Consider the following 17,081-nt stretch of genomic DNA (forward strand, 5'->3'; position numbering starts at 1 on the left):
CGTTTTGCCCTGCAATGTATCGGATTCTTTACAACACCATTATCTTTCTGCTGGTTTCTACGCAGCTGGCTGAAATGAAACGTAACGCATGAAATCCAGACTGTTTCAAAATCTGATCGCTGCATTGGTCCTGCTGGTGGTTACGGGAGTCTGTTTTCAAACCCTCCTTAGCCATCCAGATAACGTGCTGGTCGGGATCCAGAACCAGGGGTATAACGACACCACCAGTCAGTTTATTGCCTTCAAAAGCTATCAGAAAAACTGTTGGGAGCAGTTTCAGCAGCTACCTTACTGGAACCCGTATTCGCTCCTCGGCATGCCCTGGCTGGGAACGCCGCAGTCATCACTGTTTTACCCGGGTAACTGGCTGTTCTTTTTTATAAATGCCGTGAATGCCATCAGCTGGTCACTGGTGCTGCATCACTGGTGGGCCGGCCTGGGTGCCTATCTACTGGCGCGGAAATATAAGCTGAGCTTTTTCAGCGCACTCCTGTCCGGAATCGTCTTTCTCGCGGCTCCCTATTTTGTAGCAAAAACAGGAGAAGGGCATTTCACCTCGGTCACACAAATCGCCTGGTTCCCCTGGATCCTGTACGGCTATGAACTCCTGCGGGAAGGTAGCAGAAAAGCGGTTCCTCTCCTGGCGATTCTGATCTCACTCTCCTTTTTCTGTGGCCATGTGCAGGAACTGTATTATCTGTTGTTGTTCCTGAGTGTTTCACTGACGATTGAATGCCTGCTGGATCACTTCCTGCAGAAACGTCAGCCCAGTCCCCAGGAGCAGGTAGAAAGCGGCTCTGAAAATCAACTCACGACGAGTAGTCCCGGCAGCAGATTCAAAGGCTGGATTTTAGTCAGCCTGTTGGTGGCAGGACTGGTTGCGATTGATCTGATCCCCGTTTTTATCTATACCAAGCAGGCGGTTCGCTCCAGTGGCATTGATATGGCTGCCTTATACAAGGGAAGCCTGAACACATACAGCCTTCTGCAGTTGATCGATCCCTTTGTCTGGGGCCGCCCCGATCAGTACCAGGGCCCCGGGTTGTTTTACTGGGAAGCCGTCTGTTCGTTTGGCTGCCTGCCGTTACTGCTGGCGCTGCTGGGAACGGGAGTGTTCTGCCGAAATCGTAATGTAATCCGTCTCACGCTGATCGGCCTGGCTGCATTACTGCTCGCCTTTGGGCCGCATCTCCCGTTCTATACACTGTGCTATAAACTGATCCCCGGGTTTTCCATGTTTCGACTGCCCGTACGTCTGCTCTGGCTGTGTACGCTGGCAATCTCCATCCTGGCCGGCTTTGGATGCGAGTCTCTAATCCAGTTGTCTGAGAGTCAACGCAAGAAAACATATCGACTCATACTGGGAGTCATCTTTGTCGCTGCTCTCGCGGGAATGGCCTACCAGTTGCTCAGGTCCCAAGGCGTCATCGCGTTCAACATGGGAACAGAACAGACTTTTCAATTGCAACTGATCTGGTTATTTGCGGCCCTCACAACAGGTGCGATTGCGCTTTTACTGGCCAGTTTTTCTCGAAAAACTGCGATCGGGGGGACATTACTCCTCTGCCTGGTTTGTAGCTGGGAACTTGGCACCCATTCACATCAGATCCTGCGGACTGTTCCTCAAAACTCATTCCGGGGTGAAACACCACTGCTGACGTTTCTCAAGGCCAATCTGGGTGAACATCGTGTGCTGGTAAACCAGAAACTGCTCAGCGACCGCGAAGCCTGGCAGCATCAAATCATGAAAGTCCAGGGATACGAGCCGGTTCCGCTTGTACGAACCGGACTGCTGGCAGCTGCTGCGTTTCCACAACCGGATGCCGCCGCAATGATGGCGGGCTTCAAATCACCCGATCTCTTAACTGCCAGAAAGCCGCTGCTGGATCTGATGAGCATCAAATATGCAATTCTACAGACAGACGAGAAGCAGGAAATCGAAGGCTGGAAAATCATCGGACAGGGTAAAATCCCTGAAGAATTTCACTTACAGAACACAGTACCTCAGCAGTTGCCCTACCTGATTCTGGAAAACCTGGCCCCTCTGCCCAGAGCGTATGTCACAGGAAACGCTGAACTGTTCAACTCGAATCAACCGAGTCAGAAAATTGTAGCAACGATCGCAAAGCTCCAGCCACGTAATGAGGTGTTGTTGCAACAGGATGTCCTGCCTCGGGGAGAACGCCAGCCTTTTTCTGCAGCAACTATCAGCCATGCAACTCCCAATCAGTTGACGATCGAAGCCAGTCTGACTTCTCCTGGATACCTGATTCTATCTGACATCCATTATCCCGGTTGGACCGCACGTATCGACAATCAGGAATTACCTGTCCTGCCCGCTGATTACTCATTGCGTGCAGTTCCTCTCCCCGCAGGCGAACATCAGGTTAAACTGTCTTACCTGCCGCCCGGCTTTCAGATTGGACGAATCATCTCCGTAACGACGCTTGTACTATTACTGATTCAACTGCTGGGTGCATTTCGCAAGTCAGACCGCAAACAGATAGCGTAAGCGCATCACAATCAAAAACCGTTTCTCTCGACACGAAGAGACACGATCCAGACAGCCTTGAAGACGCTACGGTAAAATGGGACACCATCTTTTCACTGTTGCTGATCCTTGAACCAAACTTTCAATTTCCAGGAGCGGATGCAGATTCTCTTTTTTCTCTCTGTAATTTCTGCCGTCGGGCAATTGCCTGAACCTGCTCTTCTGTAGGAATAAACCCTCTCCCGAAAAAATCACCCAGGGGACGTTTTGCCTGATGAACCAGATAGCGTCCTGCTCGAAAGACAACCGGTTGAGACCAGGGATAAGCGCCTTTCAGGCTGACCGGATACGCCGGGGGCGTTAACGCCTTTGAATCCTGGGATTTTTCCAAGGCAGTTTTACGGTCAAACCCGCTCTCCAGCAGATCGGTGACAATAAATTTCTGCGGGCTGGCATGGATCGACTCCAGAATTTCTCCGCGATGACTGGGGCAAAATATCAGGGTCGAATCGAAAAAGACGTACCGGGTCGCAGGAGCAACAGAAAGCTCCGGATACAGGTAAACCAGAGTCGTGTTGTAGCAATGCAGCTCGTGATCTTTCAAATTTTGAGTTTCTAAAAAATCGCGTACAGCAATCAGATCTTCCCAGTCAACCTGAACCATCAAAGCCAGTTTTGCCTTGAGATGCAAATCACTGGAATTGAAGACACAAGTCTGCCAGAGCCGAACTCGATCAGGCTTGAAATTGGGAAACGAGAGAACGGCCATGATGGCAAACAAGGCAATCCCTGTTTTCCAGGCCAGATTCAGAGACTGTTTTTGTATTCGCTTTGCCAGATAGGCACCAATCAGCACAATTGCCATTAGATGAGTAGGGGGGTGCACGTAGTCAAACAGATGCTGAAAAGCATAAGACTGAAAAAGCCATCCCAGGTACATCAATGATAGTAACAGTGAGTCGCGTTCCCCTGATTCAAGCGTTGTTTTATTTTGTTTCCCTGTTTTGCCGGACCGCCAGACAGTTGATAAAGCCAACGGAACCGCAATCAACTGTAGCAGAAACCAGGGATAAAACCGGAACAGAAACTGGGCAAAGCGCAACGTACTCCAGCCTGCTGTGCGTGCTTTCACATACTCCGGATTCCATTCGGTAAATGTATCGTAAAACCAAATCCAGGCGCCTGTCTGCCACAACCAGATGATGCCGACTGCTCCCAGAAATAATCCCCCCAGCAGTAAACCAGAAAAATCAACCAGTAGTTTTCGAGGCTGCCTGATTAAGAAGAGGGAACCGAACCAGACGCACAGAGCCGGTACCGCCACGAACGGCTTAATCCAGAATGCGGTCGCCCAGCACAAACCTTCCAGAAAGGCCCACCCCCAGACTGCAGACAAGGAAATCCCGGATTCATGCTGTTGACTTTCCAGCAGTCGATCGACCTGCTTCCGCCGCAACCAGAGAGCAGCCAAAGCCGGGAAAAGAATGAGTGTATCCCGCTGGAAGTGACACCACTCCGAAAGCGAAAAATAGAACGCAAACAGAGTGATTCCGATCCAGAGCATGGCGGAAACGGAGATCTGATTCCGGCGATTCCAGAACATAAGCAGTAGCACACTGCTACTGAAGACCAGTAAGTCGACAATACGAATCGCATCGGAACTCATTCCAATGAGCGGACGGATCAACATGTGCACCCAGATAATGCCAGGCATATTCGTCTCGAATATGTCTTGATACATCGTTCCGCCATTGAGGACTGTCTCAGCCTGCAAATCGTAAAATACGACATCAGTGGCAAGCGGCATCCTGATAAACAATGGTATACACAATATCAACAAAGCGAGAAAGGACAGCGCAGACACTCCCGTAAAGATGGTGCCCCGATTGAATGACTGATCCCCCACCACATTAACTCCACGTATATACACTTAACCAACTTAAACTGAACTATCCCAAACCAACACTATAGACAGAATAAGCAGTACAGGTAAAATGCATACTTTCGAATTGAGATATTTTCAATGATTTCATGAGGAAACCTGCGGAGTTATCCCGGTTGCACTGATATCCTGATTGTTTCAGGATCGCATAACCGTTCTATCTCCGATTTTTTCTATTTAACGACTTCTGTCTTCTAAAAATAAAATGCGATAACGTGAATCCAGGAAATCTCTTAGAACGAATCGAAGTTGAATACAGGAATTGGTCACCGATCGCCAGATGCAATCTGGTCGCCGAGATACCAAGCAGGGGAGCCCACTGGGCAGAGGTGTTGGTCAAATGAGTCAATCAATTCCACAAGATGACTCCACTACAAGAAAAGCAATGAACGAGCTGCTGATCTCGGTCGTTCTACCTGTTTTTAACGAGCAGAATGTGTTGCCCCAATTGCTACAGTCTGTAGAAGAATCACTCCAGCAGATCGGCTGTTGCTATGAGATTATCTTTATCAACGATGGCTCCACTGACCAGAGTGGTCAGATTCTGGACGATCTGGCAGAACTGAACTCCCGAATCAAGGTCCTGCATTTTGCCAAGAATTTCGGGCACCAGGCCGCCGTTCAGGCTGGTTTATTACATTCGACCGGTGATGCGATCGTCATTATGGATTCGGATATGCAGGACAGTCCATCGGCCATTATTAATTTTGTAGAAGCCTGGCAGACCGGATTTGATGTAGTTTATGCCATTCGCACGGAGCGCAAAGAAAATCTTGTCAAACGCTGGGCCTTTCACACCTTTCACAAAACGTTGAATCTGATCTCCAATTCGCCCATCCCCAGAGATGCCGGAAATTTCGGTTTAATCGACCGTAAAGTCGCCATCCAGATTGCCCGACTGATCGACCGTGATCGCTATTTTCCAGGCTTACGTTCCTGGGTCGGATATCGGCAGACCGGTGTCGCCGTAGAACGGTTGGCACGCTATGACGATACGCCACGTGTTTCGTTCATCCATCTTTGTCGGCTGGCCAAAACGGCAATCTTTTCCTTCTCGTTCTTACCATTAACGATATTTTACCTGATTGCCGCCCTCTCTGCTGTTGTGTGTGTCGGCGTTGTCAGCTTCGTCCTGTACCATAAATTGTTAACGGGGCTGGCTATCCCCGGCTGGGCATCAGTCACGATTACCGCTTCATTTTTCGGTGCACTCAACGCCTTGGGAATTGGGATTCTGGGGGAATATGTCACACGTATATATGACCAGGTTAGAGCCCGTCCGATGTTTATTGTCAACACGAAAACCAATTTTGATTTTCCGGACAACGAAACGCCACTCTTTTCGAGTAGCAAAGAGGGAAATCTGGCAGCGGAAGACAATCAGGACCAGGAACTCTCACAACAGATCTGAAATCGTCCGGTTCTTCTATTGTGAAGTATGCCTGACAATACTACCGGAATCCTTGAAACGGGAAACCGGTTTTTCATTCGCCTGCTGATTGCGATCCACGTCTGTACTTTGTGTCGTATGCAGCAGCCGCGGCCTGAAGACCACCATTAACAGCATCGGCAGGTACCAGAGCAGATAGACGCTTCCCTGTTGCGGATACCAGAGTAAGGTAGCGATGATGATCGCCGTGGTATGAGACATCAAGTGGCCTAGATTTTTTCTGCGAGGCCAGATTGTCAGACAGACGATCAGGAGCACAAATACCACAAACACGGGGATTCGATAGGCGGAATCATACGCACTCCAGAAACCTGGAATCTGCTGTCCGCCCTGAAATTTAATTACGGACCAGTCGATGGAACCAATGGTCTGCTGGGTAAATGAAAACCGATCGACTGAAGTCAAAATCAGGCTTCCCAGGAGTACAACACCGACCACACTGCCTGAGAGCACAAAACGTTTCAGGCCATTCTTCCGGTAATAACTGGCCCACAAAGGCAAAAGAAAAACCGGAAAAAACATCGCACCACAGGCCAGCCCCATGAAGATGCCGGAAAGAATGGGTTGCTTATAAGTGACAAACGCCCAGACCAGTAAAGCCGCCGGCAACACGTGATTCGCTTTACTCACATCATAGGCGGTACAAGGCAGCAGGAGATACAACAGCGCCATCGCCAGCCCGACCTGAGTATCACCAAAATGAACTTTCCCCATGATGATCAGCCCCACGATCACAAAGGCATGCGCCAGGATCGCCATGATCCGCGCTGCCAGCGTGGAATGATCCAGGGGAGGGCTGGCGCTCGTCACGGGAGTAGATCCCTGAACAACCGCATTTGAGAGTGGCACGACTGGCGCAGCCAGCAGTCGCGCTGTGGGACCAGCCTCGGGGGGTATTTTTTGTTGAGCCGCGCTCACATCCTGCATGCTCAGCAGTCTGTCGGCCTGTTTGACAGTCTGGATCGTTTCCGGGGCAGGATTTTCCGTAAACACGCGCACGATAAAAAAGGCAAAGATCGAGATACAGAGGAACGCCATTCCAAAACTGTTGAGATTCTGCTCACCCCGGGGACGTCTCTGGAAGAAACAGTCGACACACATGCGAATGACGAACAACCCCGTGCCGACGAACAGCCAGATATTCCCCAGTACCGGTCGGTCACTTAAAAACAGCAATCCCGGTGAGATGGAAAGCAACAGCACCAGATCCAGATTGCGCAGCGATAGTATCCGGTCAAATCGGAAAAAGACCGCAACAGAGAGCAACAGGGAAAGATAAAACCATGTTGCCTCACTTACATAATAATCAGGTAAGATATGGTTCATACAAGAATACCGCCAGTGATGAGAATTTATCACCAGTCGAATCATTGAGTCTGAGCTTCAAACAGGTCCCCTTGTCATCACTCAAACTAAGTACCAGCACGTGTTCCGAACTCAATCCTGAAGACACGGTCCATGCGCGGGGTCGATCAAACTCTACCCATTGTTCACACATTTTTAATTTTAACCAGCCGATAATCGAATTTTTCTCAAGATCATCCCGATTTCACGCGTTAAAAACCATTCCTGTACACATTCCGTACAGTAAACCTGTCACTCAAATGGATGCTCCGATTTCTCATTCCTCTCACTGAGATCCAGTTCAGGCAGATTAAACATAGAATCGTTTCAAGCGGGGAGCGTGACTTTCCGTCTCATGGGAAATCCGTTATTTTAGCCTGAAACTCAGATAATTCTGCAAATTCTCATATCATCACACAGCAAGGGCATTGCGAAGCCTTCCTGATTACCCAGGCGAAGCTGTTTTACTTCATTCTCATAAGATAGATTGTCATGTCTGCGATTATAAAATTAGTTCTGCCCAGCCAGCACCTGGATCAACTTAACAGTCCAACCAGCGATATGCCGATCAGTCTGGGGCAACTGGAACAGACTTCCCCTGCCTCCCTGTCACGTGCAGAACTGGTTTCCCTCTTCGAAAGTGCGACAGAAGATTACATCGGCTTTATCGACGTCCCTCAGTTGAGTCAAGCAAATCTCGACCAGTTACAAGATTTCGACTTGAGCCAGTTGCAGGCAGGCGTCTGTCTGCTGCCGTTCTCCGATGCAGAGCCACTGATCCAGTCATATCAGACACTGCCTCCGCTGGCGGCCGCTTTATCGATGAATCCACTTTCGCATGCGGTGATCCTGATTCGTAAAACAGACTTTCTCAGCCTGAACAATCTGCCTGACTCCCCGGAACTGATCTGGCAGGCATTGATTCTTCTTGCAAAACAGAAAGTTCTCTTTCAACTGATTAAAACCAGGAATCCTCTTACTCTGAAAAGTTCTCCACTCTGCAATCTCCCCGCATTAGCACCGACTGCACCGGGACCTGAGAGAAAATGGCTATTGGACCAGTTACGCAGTTACGACCCCCAGCAAGACTTGCCCTCGATCGGATCGACTGCGGATGCGGCTGCACTCAAAGCCGGCTTACTCTGCCTGCATGATTATCTTGACGAAAGCCATGAATACTCACAGTCCGTTCAAAGTCAGGGAAGACATCGAGCAGGCGACTACTGGCATCATATCATGCACCGCCGCGAACCCGACTATTCGAATGCCAAGTACTGGAGCAGGGCAGTCGGCTATCACCCGTTACATGATGAGCTGCCGACTGCAGTAGAACCTCTGTTTGAACAGTATGAGAGCATCCCGCAGGTCGCCTCCTGGAAACCACAATTAGTCCAGAACAAACGCTGGCTGCTGAATGCCTTTGTCGACTGCTGCCAGGAGTGTGAAAACACGGGAGATCCAGAACTGAATGCCTTCGCCCGGCAGGTCCAATGGCGGGAAATGCTGTTGTTATTGCAGAAAACATCCCTTGATGCCGTAAGCATTTAAGTCGAATTCAAATTTTCGGCGCTCTCGCAGGTTGAGAATCCGTTACAAAGCACTATTACAGGCTTGATTGCCAGGCAGAATCGGAATTCACCCGAATTGGGACGTTAAATTCTGTTGACAGCCGCGTTTGCGAGGTTATGATTTAATTACTTACCGCTCAATCCTCCTGCGACTCCTGCGGGCAAACCGAGTGGATATCCATCCATGGGATCTCCTCCGAGAACTGTTTTCGCAGGTACCATCATACAGGAATGATAGCCTACCGACTGGTCTTTTCCTTTACACCAGCAGAGCATACCTGGCAGTGCATACCTGATTGAAACATCCCATTTACGCTGGTGTTCATTTTCGGTGAAGTCTTCTTCTGTTACCATTTCACCGAACGAACCTGATTACTCCATTGTAATGTAATCGTCTACTCGACTGATTCATAGAAGTTAACGGGACTCACAGTATGTTTGGCTTTCCAGGCTGGATTGAAATTACCATCATTTTAGTAATCATTTTGCTCCTGTTTGGTAAGCGTTTACCCGGAGTGATGAATTCACTGGGTAGAAGTATCGTCGAATTTAAGAAGGGCTCACAAGAGGGAGCTGATGACGAAGAGGATTCTTCCCGGATTCCGTCGCAAGACTCGAAACAGGATAACCCACCTGCCTAAAACGTCATCGGATGGAATCGTTTTACTCTCAATCACAAGATCCCAGGATCAGGGGGAACAAACTGATGTTTCCCCCTCACTACCTTCGTTATAAAAAGAGGTAAGAAAATGTTTCAGACAATCACACACATCACACCTGTCCCTGCTTTTCTGGGAATGCCCGGCGGCTATGAAATGATCATCGTCGGCATCATCGCTCTGCTGCTGTTTGGTAAGCGTTTACCGGAAGTCGCACGCAGCCTTGGTAAAGGCATTGTCGAATTCAAAAAAGGCGTCAGTGGCATCGAAGACGAAGTGAACCAGGCATCCTACTCACATTCACAGCCTGAAACACCGCGTCCCACACCCTCAGAACGATCTGATGAATTCACGGCTCCCAAGTTTGAAGTCCCCAGCTCTGAACCCAAGACGGAAGAAAAATCAGAACAGGCCTGAACCGACTGTCGGCAGCAAATCTGTCAGAGCAGACTTAATAGGGAGCAGCCTTGCTCAACACTTCCACGTCAACGATTCGCCCGGATGGCTTGGTCAAATCCAGGATGATCGGCTCTGGTGTGACCTCCTGTGAAACATTGCCTGCGGCATCACGGGCAATCACCTGGAGATAAAACTTCGAGGGATTGCCTGGTCGTACAGACCAGGTAAACCGTCCCCCATCTTCCTGCCAGCCCACGATGGGCTCCCAGGGCCCCCCCGGTTGCGTTGAGAAATTGATGGCAATCGGTTTCTCAGCCGGATTCTGATCACTCATGGCCCAGGAGATTGTCACCTTATTCGCTTCTCCACCCAGTCCCTGAACAACGGGATTTAGTTTAAGCGCAGGTGCCGTCCGGTCTACCACAATGACCACATCAGGCTTCTCACCGGTCTTAGGCAATGCATCAGCCAGGCCGACACCACTTCGGACCCGTAAGGAAAATCCATAAATACCATCATGGGGCACTTCGACATGGAAGGGACTCTTTTTGTCCGGGTCTTCCCCGTATTTGTACCACTTCTGTCCATTGTCCTCAGTGATATAGAGTTCAACGGCCCCAATACCTGAAGGACCGACTTCATCAACTTCGAACCCAATCTGGAATTGACTCCCATTCAATACCTGCTTGCGTTCAGTAGCCCAGTTTTGTGTGGATGTCTCTGGATAACGGTTTTTAGCGTAATTCGGGCGTTTCTCCGGATCATCGGCAACAAACTGATTCTTGACCTGCCCCTGACCGGATGGCATTCCCGGCTGGTCCTGTTCAAATCGCTTTTGTTGCGGGAAGACACTGGGCAACTGGCGATTTGCGAGCGGTGTCTGTGAGTCAAAACTGTGGGGTTGTGCGGCTGGGGAAGTTGTATTGTCACCAGAGAAAGGTGCCATAGTCCCCGGCGTGGTTTGGGTTAAATTGTTGTCAGGCAGCGTTCCCTGAGCAATGGGCTGATTAAAGTCGGGAAGATCCTGTTTGGGTTTGGGAACCGTGCGACTGGCGGCGGCAACGACCCGCAGTTGTTTCTGGCTGCTGCCTGTATTATCAGCCCGGTCTTTAATCACGCCCCGCACAGCAACCACGCCCCCTTGCGAAATTGACCAGGTTGTCTGACCTTTCCCGTGGGGAGCAACAATCACACGCTGCCAGTTCTGGCTCCCATTCTGAGCATATTCCAGAACCAGTTTGGTCGGATCCAGATTCTGATCTTCTGCATTCCAGATCAGTTGAATTTTGCCTGGGGAAATCTGCCGCAGATCCAGATCCAGTTTCGGAGGCGTCGTATCAATCACGACCCGTAAGCCGGGCTCAAATACCCGTCCGGAAGGATGCAGCTGGTTTTGGGAATCCAGAGTCCGAACAGAGAACCAGTATTCTCCATCCCGAGTTGCTTCAAAGGGAAATTTGCGAGTCGATGGAGAAACGGACTGCTGATGATTCCAGGTCACACCACGGTCGGTAGAAACATAAAGCCTGATCTCCCGCGCACCAAGTCGATCAATTTCAGCCTGATCGTAATGGTAGGGAATGCGAAACTGGGTTTTACTGGTATATACGGGAGCCGAAGGAGCAGCAGCCGAGGCGGAGTTCGATTGAAAGCCCCCAAACAAGCAACTGACTACCAGTAATGTAAATAGTCTCATGCCAATGCACCTCCCTGCCTGTAGAACACTTTCTCTCGTGATCCCGGCCTGGAGTCCCTCCTGAGATGGTGTGAATTTAACTAACAGTCAATTCATCGGGCACAAAGCATGTATTAAGATTCCTGCAGCATCTCACAACAAATTGAAGCGAAGTCAAATTGTATGAGACGCAACACAAGGGAATACGCGCACTGGTAAACCGAAGATTGACTATCTAGCCATATCGTCAATTCAGTTCGTATGACTTGAGACGATCTTTCGGGTTAAAACAGAAGCGCAACAGGAGAAAACGTGAGAAATTCTTCCTGTTGTGAAGAGAAAGCCCTCGGCAAAAGATGCGACATTTACCCTTTGCGCAGATCGGCAATCTTACCCATATACTCAGCGGTCAACTTCTGAATACCTTCCAGATCACCTGATTCAACCATTTGCTTTGTGACCAGTGAACTTCCCAGTCCCACAGCACAGGCGCCCGCTTTCAGATAAGCGGGCAGGGTTTCCAGATCTACACCACCGGTCGGCATCAGAGGAATCTGGGGCAGGGGACCGTGTAGCGCTTTCAGATAGGCGGGACCTCCAACAAAGGCAGGAAAGACTTTGATAATATCCGCACCAGCTTCCCAGGCCGTTAATACTTCTGTCGGAGTAAAGGCCCCCGTCATGATCAGTTTGTCATACCGGTTGCACAATTCAATGACATCCGTATTCACTGTGGGAGTCACAATGAATTCTGCACCGGCAAGAATTGCCGCTCTCGCAGTTTCCGTATCCAGAACGGTCCCAGCTCCTAACAGAATCTTATCCCCCAGCTCCCGTTTTACCTGGGTCAGAATGTCGAGTACACCAGGCACGGTAAACGTGACTTCGATCACATCCAGTCCGCCTGCATAAATCGCTTTCGAGACATCAACCAGTAACTCTCCCGACGGGGCACGAATGATAGCAACAGCACCACGATCAAGAACCTGCGTTAAATCCGAATGACGACTCATCTGCTGTTTACCTTAACTAGGGGGGATTCTAAAGGGGAAAGTATTGATCAGCCTTGAAATGAAAACTGCTCGGCAAATTCCAGGATCCAGAGGTCCATCACTTCCTGAAAAGACTGCATATCAGCTTCCGCGATAAACTGATAATGAGATCGATTGTAGATCTCCTTGTTTCGAATCGTGGCCTTGGCTACCAGTTCGACGATATGAGTTTCCGTAAAAGGTCGGACGATCATTTCCAGGCGGCTATAGAGTGTCCGTGCCTGCTTCCCGGAATTCAGGCTGACATCATCACGCGTAATTTTCGAACCCCAGCCCTCTTCCCCCATCAGGGTATTAAACTGAAATCCGGGGAAATGATCTGCCAGTTTTTTCAGGCAGCTGTCGATGTGATCTGTCAGTTCCAGGCGATATTTCAAATGAAGATTCCGAAACTCCTCCTCAGACATTTTTTTACCGACTTCCTGCCGTAATTCTTCATCTTTGGCGGCACGCCCTTTATTTATGGCATGCTGAAGACGTTTCTCAAAGTCCATTCAAAATCCTCAAATTCTATCGATCTGTATAAATACACCAGCTTGACGTACCGTCAGCCGAGTCTGAAATTGCAATTGATGACTGATTTAAAAAGTCGATCATAAAAGTGAACCGTTCAGGATGCAATGCAAGCGGTACGCTGACATCGCAGGCAGCTTGCCCTCTGATTCCATTCCGATTAAATAACGGTCAGAATTCTATTCTCCCAAGAGAATTGAAATCAGTCAAATCAGAATTCACATTATACTTACGGTAAGTTCGACAATGTAATTCTTACGTTTCAGCCTGAATTCCTCGGTGACTGACAGAAAACCGGGCTGAATCCCTATCCGGGCTGGGAAAATCTGACTGATTTGCCTACCCCTGGTTCAACCACACGATTTGCACTGAAAAAGCAGGGGATTTTGTCAAAGAACTGCAAATCAGTCATCAGACACTCCCGTATTCCCAGCAATCCTATTTCTGTTTCTTGTCGTAAATTGACCATTTTTGGCGCGTGAAATGCTTGTTCTCGCATATACTGATACTGACCTGAGACTCGAGAAGGCTTGCCTCGTTCAGACTTGTCCCTAATAATAAACGACAGTCCGTCCCTTAAAGCAGGAGGTCTGGAGTTTCAGGCCATTGATCCTGCATGGCACATTGCAGTTAGTATTTAGGAAAGGCAGGATGACTTTGCTCTCTGCCTGATTTACAGTGATTTTGAATTTTTTAACTCTGGGAAAACAAGCCGATAAGCAAAAGCTGTTCAAGGAACTTCTGGGGGATCATGTCGTTGAATGGATCCTGGCGGTCTTTGTTGTCAGTTTTTTGATTTGGTTGATCGTATGGGTCGTAGGACGTTTTCGGGAAAATGAGGATCGTCATGTGGATGCCCGTGAATTACTTATGCAATTCGCAGAAATGCAGCGAGAAGGTGACCTTACCGACGACGAATTCCGATCCATCAAAAAGCGACTCGTTGCTCCAGCCAAACAGGGCCTGGAAAAGGACGCCATTGACACAGATGCAAATCAGACTGAAATTAACAATCAGTCTGATCAGGTATAATTGTCAGCGGTTCTTCTTAATGCAAAAAGAAATAGATCACATATTTATCCGATAACTGCCTCTGGGTTATCAAAATCGATTCTTACAATATCGATTCTTATCAGGGATCCATTTCAAAAGTTATTTTTACCTATCGAGTGATTTGCACGGAGGCAGAATCAAAACTCACTGGACGTTGATCGCAATAATTTAGTTGACACCGTTGAAGGGAAGCTATGCCCACCGGACGAGATATCACCTCTGGAAAACGTAATTCTTCTGGGAAGAAAAACGCGAACTGTTCTTTTTGTAGAAAAAGCTATCGTGAAGTGGGGCCCCTGGTAGAGGGACCCGACAACGCGTATATCTGTGGAGAATGTATTGAAGTTTGTCAATCCATTCTGGATCAGGAGCATCGACGCAGAGGAACCACCAAAAAACTGTTTAAAAATGTTCCCACCCCGCGGGAAATTGTGACTCATCTGAATGAGTATGTGATTGGCCAGGAACGAGCCAAGAAAGTCATGGCGGTAGCTGTGCACAATCACTACAAACGCCTGATGCACTCGGAAGAAGAAGGCTCGGACGTTGAACTCGATAAATCCAACATCATGCTGATTGGTCCTACCGGATCTGGTAAGACATTACTGGCAAAAAGCCTGGCCCGCTACCTGCAGGTTCCTTTTGCCATCGGGGATGCCACCACGTTAACCGAAGCCGGTTATGTGGGTGAAGACGTGGAAAACCTGTTGCTCAAACTGTTACATGCAGCCGATTTCGATGTCGAAGCAGCCCAACGCGGCATCTTATTCATCGACGAAATTGACAAGATTGGCAAAACCAGCCAGAACGTATCCATTACCCGGGATGTTTCCGGTGAAGGCGTTCAGCAGGCCTTGCTGAAAATGCTGGAAGGGACCGTTGCCAATGTGCCTCCGCAAGGTGGCCGCAAACATCCCGAACAGCAGTATATTCAACTCGATACCAGTAACATCCTCTTTATCTGTGGCGGTACCTTTGTGGGACTGGAAGATATTGTCGGAAAACGACTGGGACGAAAAACGATCGGTTTCGGACAGAATAACCAGCAGCAGAAGGTACAGGAACGGTCTAAAAATGACCTGCTGGCACAGGCATCTGTCGATGACGTGCTGGAATTTGGTCTGATTCCGGAACTCCTGGGACGACTGCCCGTACTCTCTTCCCTCTCCCAGCTCGGCGAGGGAGACTTGGTACGTGTTCTGACCGAACCTAAGAATTCTCTGGTCAGACAGTTTCAGAAGTTCTTCGAAATGGAAAAAGCCGAACTCGAATTCACAGATGGTGCCCTGCACGAAATCGCCCGTATCGCTCAGAAGAAAAATACGGGAGCGCGTGGGTTACGCAGTGTCATCGAACAGGCCATGTTTGATATCATGTACGAACTTCCCGAACAGGAAGCCGGCAAGAAATATGTAGTCACTCCGGAAATCATTCAGGGTACTGAACAACTTTTCTCGAAGGATGACTCTGCAGCCGCATAGACTTGCGTCAGCAGGTGACCTATAATTTCTTGAATGATCAACAAATCTCCCGCCGGAGCCTTACTTCGGCGGGATTTCTTATGTGTGTGGTAGAGACATGAAAATTCGTTTGAGTGTGCAAAATACGTCATCCAAAACTAAAATCATGACTCTCACAAAAACGACTTTGATCGGCAGAGCTTCCGACTGCGATATCAAGCTGAAATCGGATCTGGTCAGCCGCCATCACTGCAAAATAGTCCTGACGGGGTCAGTGGCTCTCGTTCATGATCTGGGTAGTTCCAATGGCACCTTCATTGATGGCCAGAAACTGACTCCAAAACGGGATACCAAGCTAATCCCAGGCTGCCTGCTGTCGATTGCAGACGTTAATTTTCGTGTCGACTACGATCCACAGCAGTTCGTCGATGTCGGCTCGACAATCAACCTCAAAACCCTGGAGGGGATTTTACCGGAGAATACCCTGACTGCAGTCTCCGATGATATTCAATCACTGGACATTCCGTTGCCGGAGAATCAGACGAAATCAAGCGAAACGGCAACAATCGATGAGTATGTGCCAGATCAGAAAACTTCAGAAAATAAAAAGACCATACAATTTCCAGAGATTGAACTAACGGATAAAATGGATCAGAACTGAATTACCTTGATCCATTCCTGAAAGACTCAATCATGTCTGATAACGACGTACAAGAGTTGTTAAAACTCAGTAAGCAACTGCTTGATTCGATCGACCATAAAGACTGGAATACCTATACCAGTCTCTGTGACGAAGAACTGACCGCCTTTGAACCCGAAGCCAGAGGCCATCTGATTTCGGGGATGGATTTCCATCGCTTTTACTTTAACATGAATCCCACAGGCAGACCTCGACAGTCAACAATCACTTCCCCCATGGTCTCCATTATGGGAGAAGTTGCCCTCATCACTTATGTCCGCGTCGTGCAGGCAATCGATGAACATGGCCATGATTCCAGTGCCGCCTGTGAAGAAACCCGCATCTGGCAGAAACAGGATGGGGAATGGCAGCACGTGCATTTCCATCGTTCCATAATCTAAAAATTCCCGGTAATCCAATATGACCAACCCAGCTCCCCAGGTACTCGTCCTCTGCTCGGACATCATGTTTTCGAGTCAGATTACCGGAGCCGCCAGACAGTTGGAGTACTCCTTCTGTACGGTTCTCAGCACGCGACAGGCACTGGCGCAAGTGGATGACTCACTCCGCCAGGTTCTGTTGGTTGACCTCAACCAGCCCTCATTAAACTGGGAACAGCTGACAACCATCCACCAGGAGCATCCCGGACTGATCAGTATCGCCTTTGGTCCGCATGTCGATGTCGAAAAACTCGCAGCAGCGCGGGCGGCAGGCTGCACTGAAGTGATGCCGCGCAGCAGATTCTCTGCACAGCTTCCTCAGATCCTGGAGTCTGCACTCACTGAGGAAGCATGAG

Annotated in this window: 16 protein-coding genes; 10 read left to right on the forward strand and 6 right to left on the reverse strand. The window is 49.1% G+C overall.

All coding sequences use genetic code 11. From position 1 onward, the window contains the following. Positions 1-88: 88 nt before the first annotated feature. Positions 89-2,512, forward strand: coding sequence for a YfhO family protein (locus ACN0YH_RS05370; protein ID WP_417378531.1), 2,424 nt, complete (start codon positions 89-91; stop codon positions 2,510-2,512). A gap of 121 nt (positions 2,513-2,633) precedes the next feature. On the opposite strand, the gene ACN0YH_RS05375 is transcribed toward ACN0YH_RS05370, so the two are convergent. Next, positions 2,634-4,298 carry a hypothetical protein gene (locus ACN0YH_RS05375; protein WP_417378532.1) on the reverse strand — a complete coding sequence of 555 codons (1,665 nt, stop codon included), beginning with the start codon at positions 4,296-4,298 and terminating at the stop codon, positions 2,634-2,636. Positions 4,299-4,773: 475 nt separating this feature from the next. On the opposite strand from ACN0YH_RS05375, the gene ACN0YH_RS05380 reads away from it, so the two are divergent. After that, the gene (locus tag ACN0YH_RS05380; RefSeq protein ID WP_417378533.1) at positions 4,774-5,844 is read left to right on the forward strand and encodes a glycosyltransferase family 2 protein; all 1,071 of its coding nucleotides are present in this window, start codon (positions 4,774-4,776) and stop codon (positions 5,842-5,844) included. A 15-nt stretch (positions 5,845-5,859) separates the two neighbouring features. Here the strand turns inward: ACN0YH_RS05380 and ACN0YH_RS05385 are convergent, their stop codons facing one another. Further along, entirely contained in the window at positions 5,860-7,209 is a 1,350-nt protein-coding gene (locus ACN0YH_RS05385; protein WP_417378534.1) for a hypothetical protein, read from the reverse strand. A gap of 510 nt (positions 7,210-7,719) precedes the next feature. Here ACN0YH_RS05385 and ACN0YH_RS05390 point away from each other — a divergent pair. Then, the gene (locus ACN0YH_RS05390) at positions 7,720-8,775 is read left to right on the forward strand and encodes a hypothetical protein (protein WP_417378535.1); all 1,056 of its coding nucleotides are present in this window, start codon (positions 7,720-7,722) and stop codon (positions 8,773-8,775) included. Between the two features lie 146 nt (positions 8,776-8,921). On the opposite strand, the gene ACN0YH_RS05395 is transcribed toward ACN0YH_RS05390, so the two are convergent. Then, a complete protein-coding gene (locus ACN0YH_RS05395) occupies positions 8,922-9,149 on the reverse strand; it encodes a hypothetical protein (protein ID WP_417378536.1) in 228 nt (75 codons plus the stop codon). 80 nt (positions 9,150-9,229) lie between these two features. Between ACN0YH_RS05395 and ACN0YH_RS05400 the strand changes: the two genes are divergently transcribed. Further along, positions 9,230-9,436 (forward strand): Sec-independent protein translocase subunit TatA/TatB, encoded by a 207-nt coding sequence (locus ACN0YH_RS05400; protein WP_417378537.1) that lies wholly within the window; start codon positions 9,230-9,232, stop codon positions 9,434-9,436. Positions 9,437-9,544: 108 nt separating this feature from the next. Beyond that, positions 9,545-9,871: a Sec-independent protein translocase subunit TatA/TatB gene (locus ACN0YH_RS05405; RefSeq protein WP_417378538.1), complete on the forward strand. Its 327-nt coding sequence runs from the start codon at positions 9,545-9,547 to the stop codon at positions 9,869-9,871. Positions 9,872-9,905: 34 nt separating this feature from the next. Here the strand turns inward: ACN0YH_RS05405 and ACN0YH_RS05410 are convergent, their stop codons facing one another. The 3 genes from ACN0YH_RS05410 to ACN0YH_RS05420 all read right to left on the reverse strand — a co-directional run bounded on the left by ACN0YH_RS05410 (position 9,906) and on the right by ACN0YH_RS05420 (position 13,074). After that, entirely contained in the window at positions 9,906-11,549 is a 1,644-nt protein-coding gene (locus ACN0YH_RS05410; protein WP_417378539.1) for a hypothetical protein, read from the reverse strand. A gap of 344 nt (positions 11,550-11,893) precedes the next feature. After that, a complete protein-coding gene (locus ACN0YH_RS05415) occupies positions 11,894-12,541 on the reverse strand; it encodes a bifunctional 4-hydroxy-2-oxoglutarate aldolase/2-dehydro-3-deoxy-phosphogluconate aldolase (RefSeq protein WP_417378540.1) in 648 nt (215 codons plus the stop codon). Positions 12,542-12,588: 47 nt separating this feature from the next. Continuing rightward, on the reverse strand, positions 12,589-13,074 hold the full coding sequence (locus ACN0YH_RS05420; RefSeq protein WP_417378541.1) for a hypothetical protein: 486 nt from the start codon (positions 13,072-13,074) through the stop codon (positions 12,589-12,591). A gap of 703 nt (positions 13,075-13,777) precedes the next feature. On the opposite strand from ACN0YH_RS05420, the gene ACN0YH_RS05425 reads away from it, so the two are divergent. From ACN0YH_RS05425 to ACN0YH_RS05445, 5 genes are all read left to right on the forward strand, one after another. After that, the gene (locus ACN0YH_RS05425) at positions 13,778-14,125 is read left to right on the forward strand and encodes a hypothetical protein (RefSeq protein ID WP_417378542.1); all 348 of its coding nucleotides are present in this window, start codon (positions 13,778-13,780) and stop codon (positions 14,123-14,125) included. Between the two features lie 215 nt (positions 14,126-14,340). After that, positions 14,341-15,627, forward strand: coding sequence for an ATP-dependent Clp protease ATP-binding subunit ClpX (gene clpX, locus ACN0YH_RS05430; RefSeq protein WP_417378543.1), 1,287 nt, complete (start codon positions 14,341-14,343; stop codon positions 15,625-15,627). Between the two features lie 97 nt (positions 15,628-15,724). Continuing rightward, a complete protein-coding gene (locus tag ACN0YH_RS05435; RefSeq protein ID WP_417378544.1) occupies positions 15,725-16,267 on the forward strand; it encodes an FHA domain-containing protein in 543 nt (180 codons plus the stop codon). A gap of 32 nt (positions 16,268-16,299) precedes the next feature. After that, the gene (locus ACN0YH_RS05440) at positions 16,300-16,686 is read left to right on the forward strand and encodes a DUF4440 domain-containing protein (protein WP_417378545.1); all 387 of its coding nucleotides are present in this window, start codon (positions 16,300-16,302) and stop codon (positions 16,684-16,686) included. Between the two features lie 19 nt (positions 16,687-16,705). Continuing rightward, a complete protein-coding gene (locus tag ACN0YH_RS05445) occupies positions 16,706-17,080 on the forward strand; it encodes a hypothetical protein (protein ID WP_417378546.1) in 375 nt (124 codons plus the stop codon). The last annotated feature ends 1 nt before the right edge of the window (position 17,081 follow it).

It is taken from the genome of Gimesia sp. (genome assembly GCF_048262075.1).
Taxonomy (GTDB): domain Bacteria; phylum Planctomycetota; class Planctomycetia; order Planctomycetales; family Planctomycetaceae; genus Gimesia.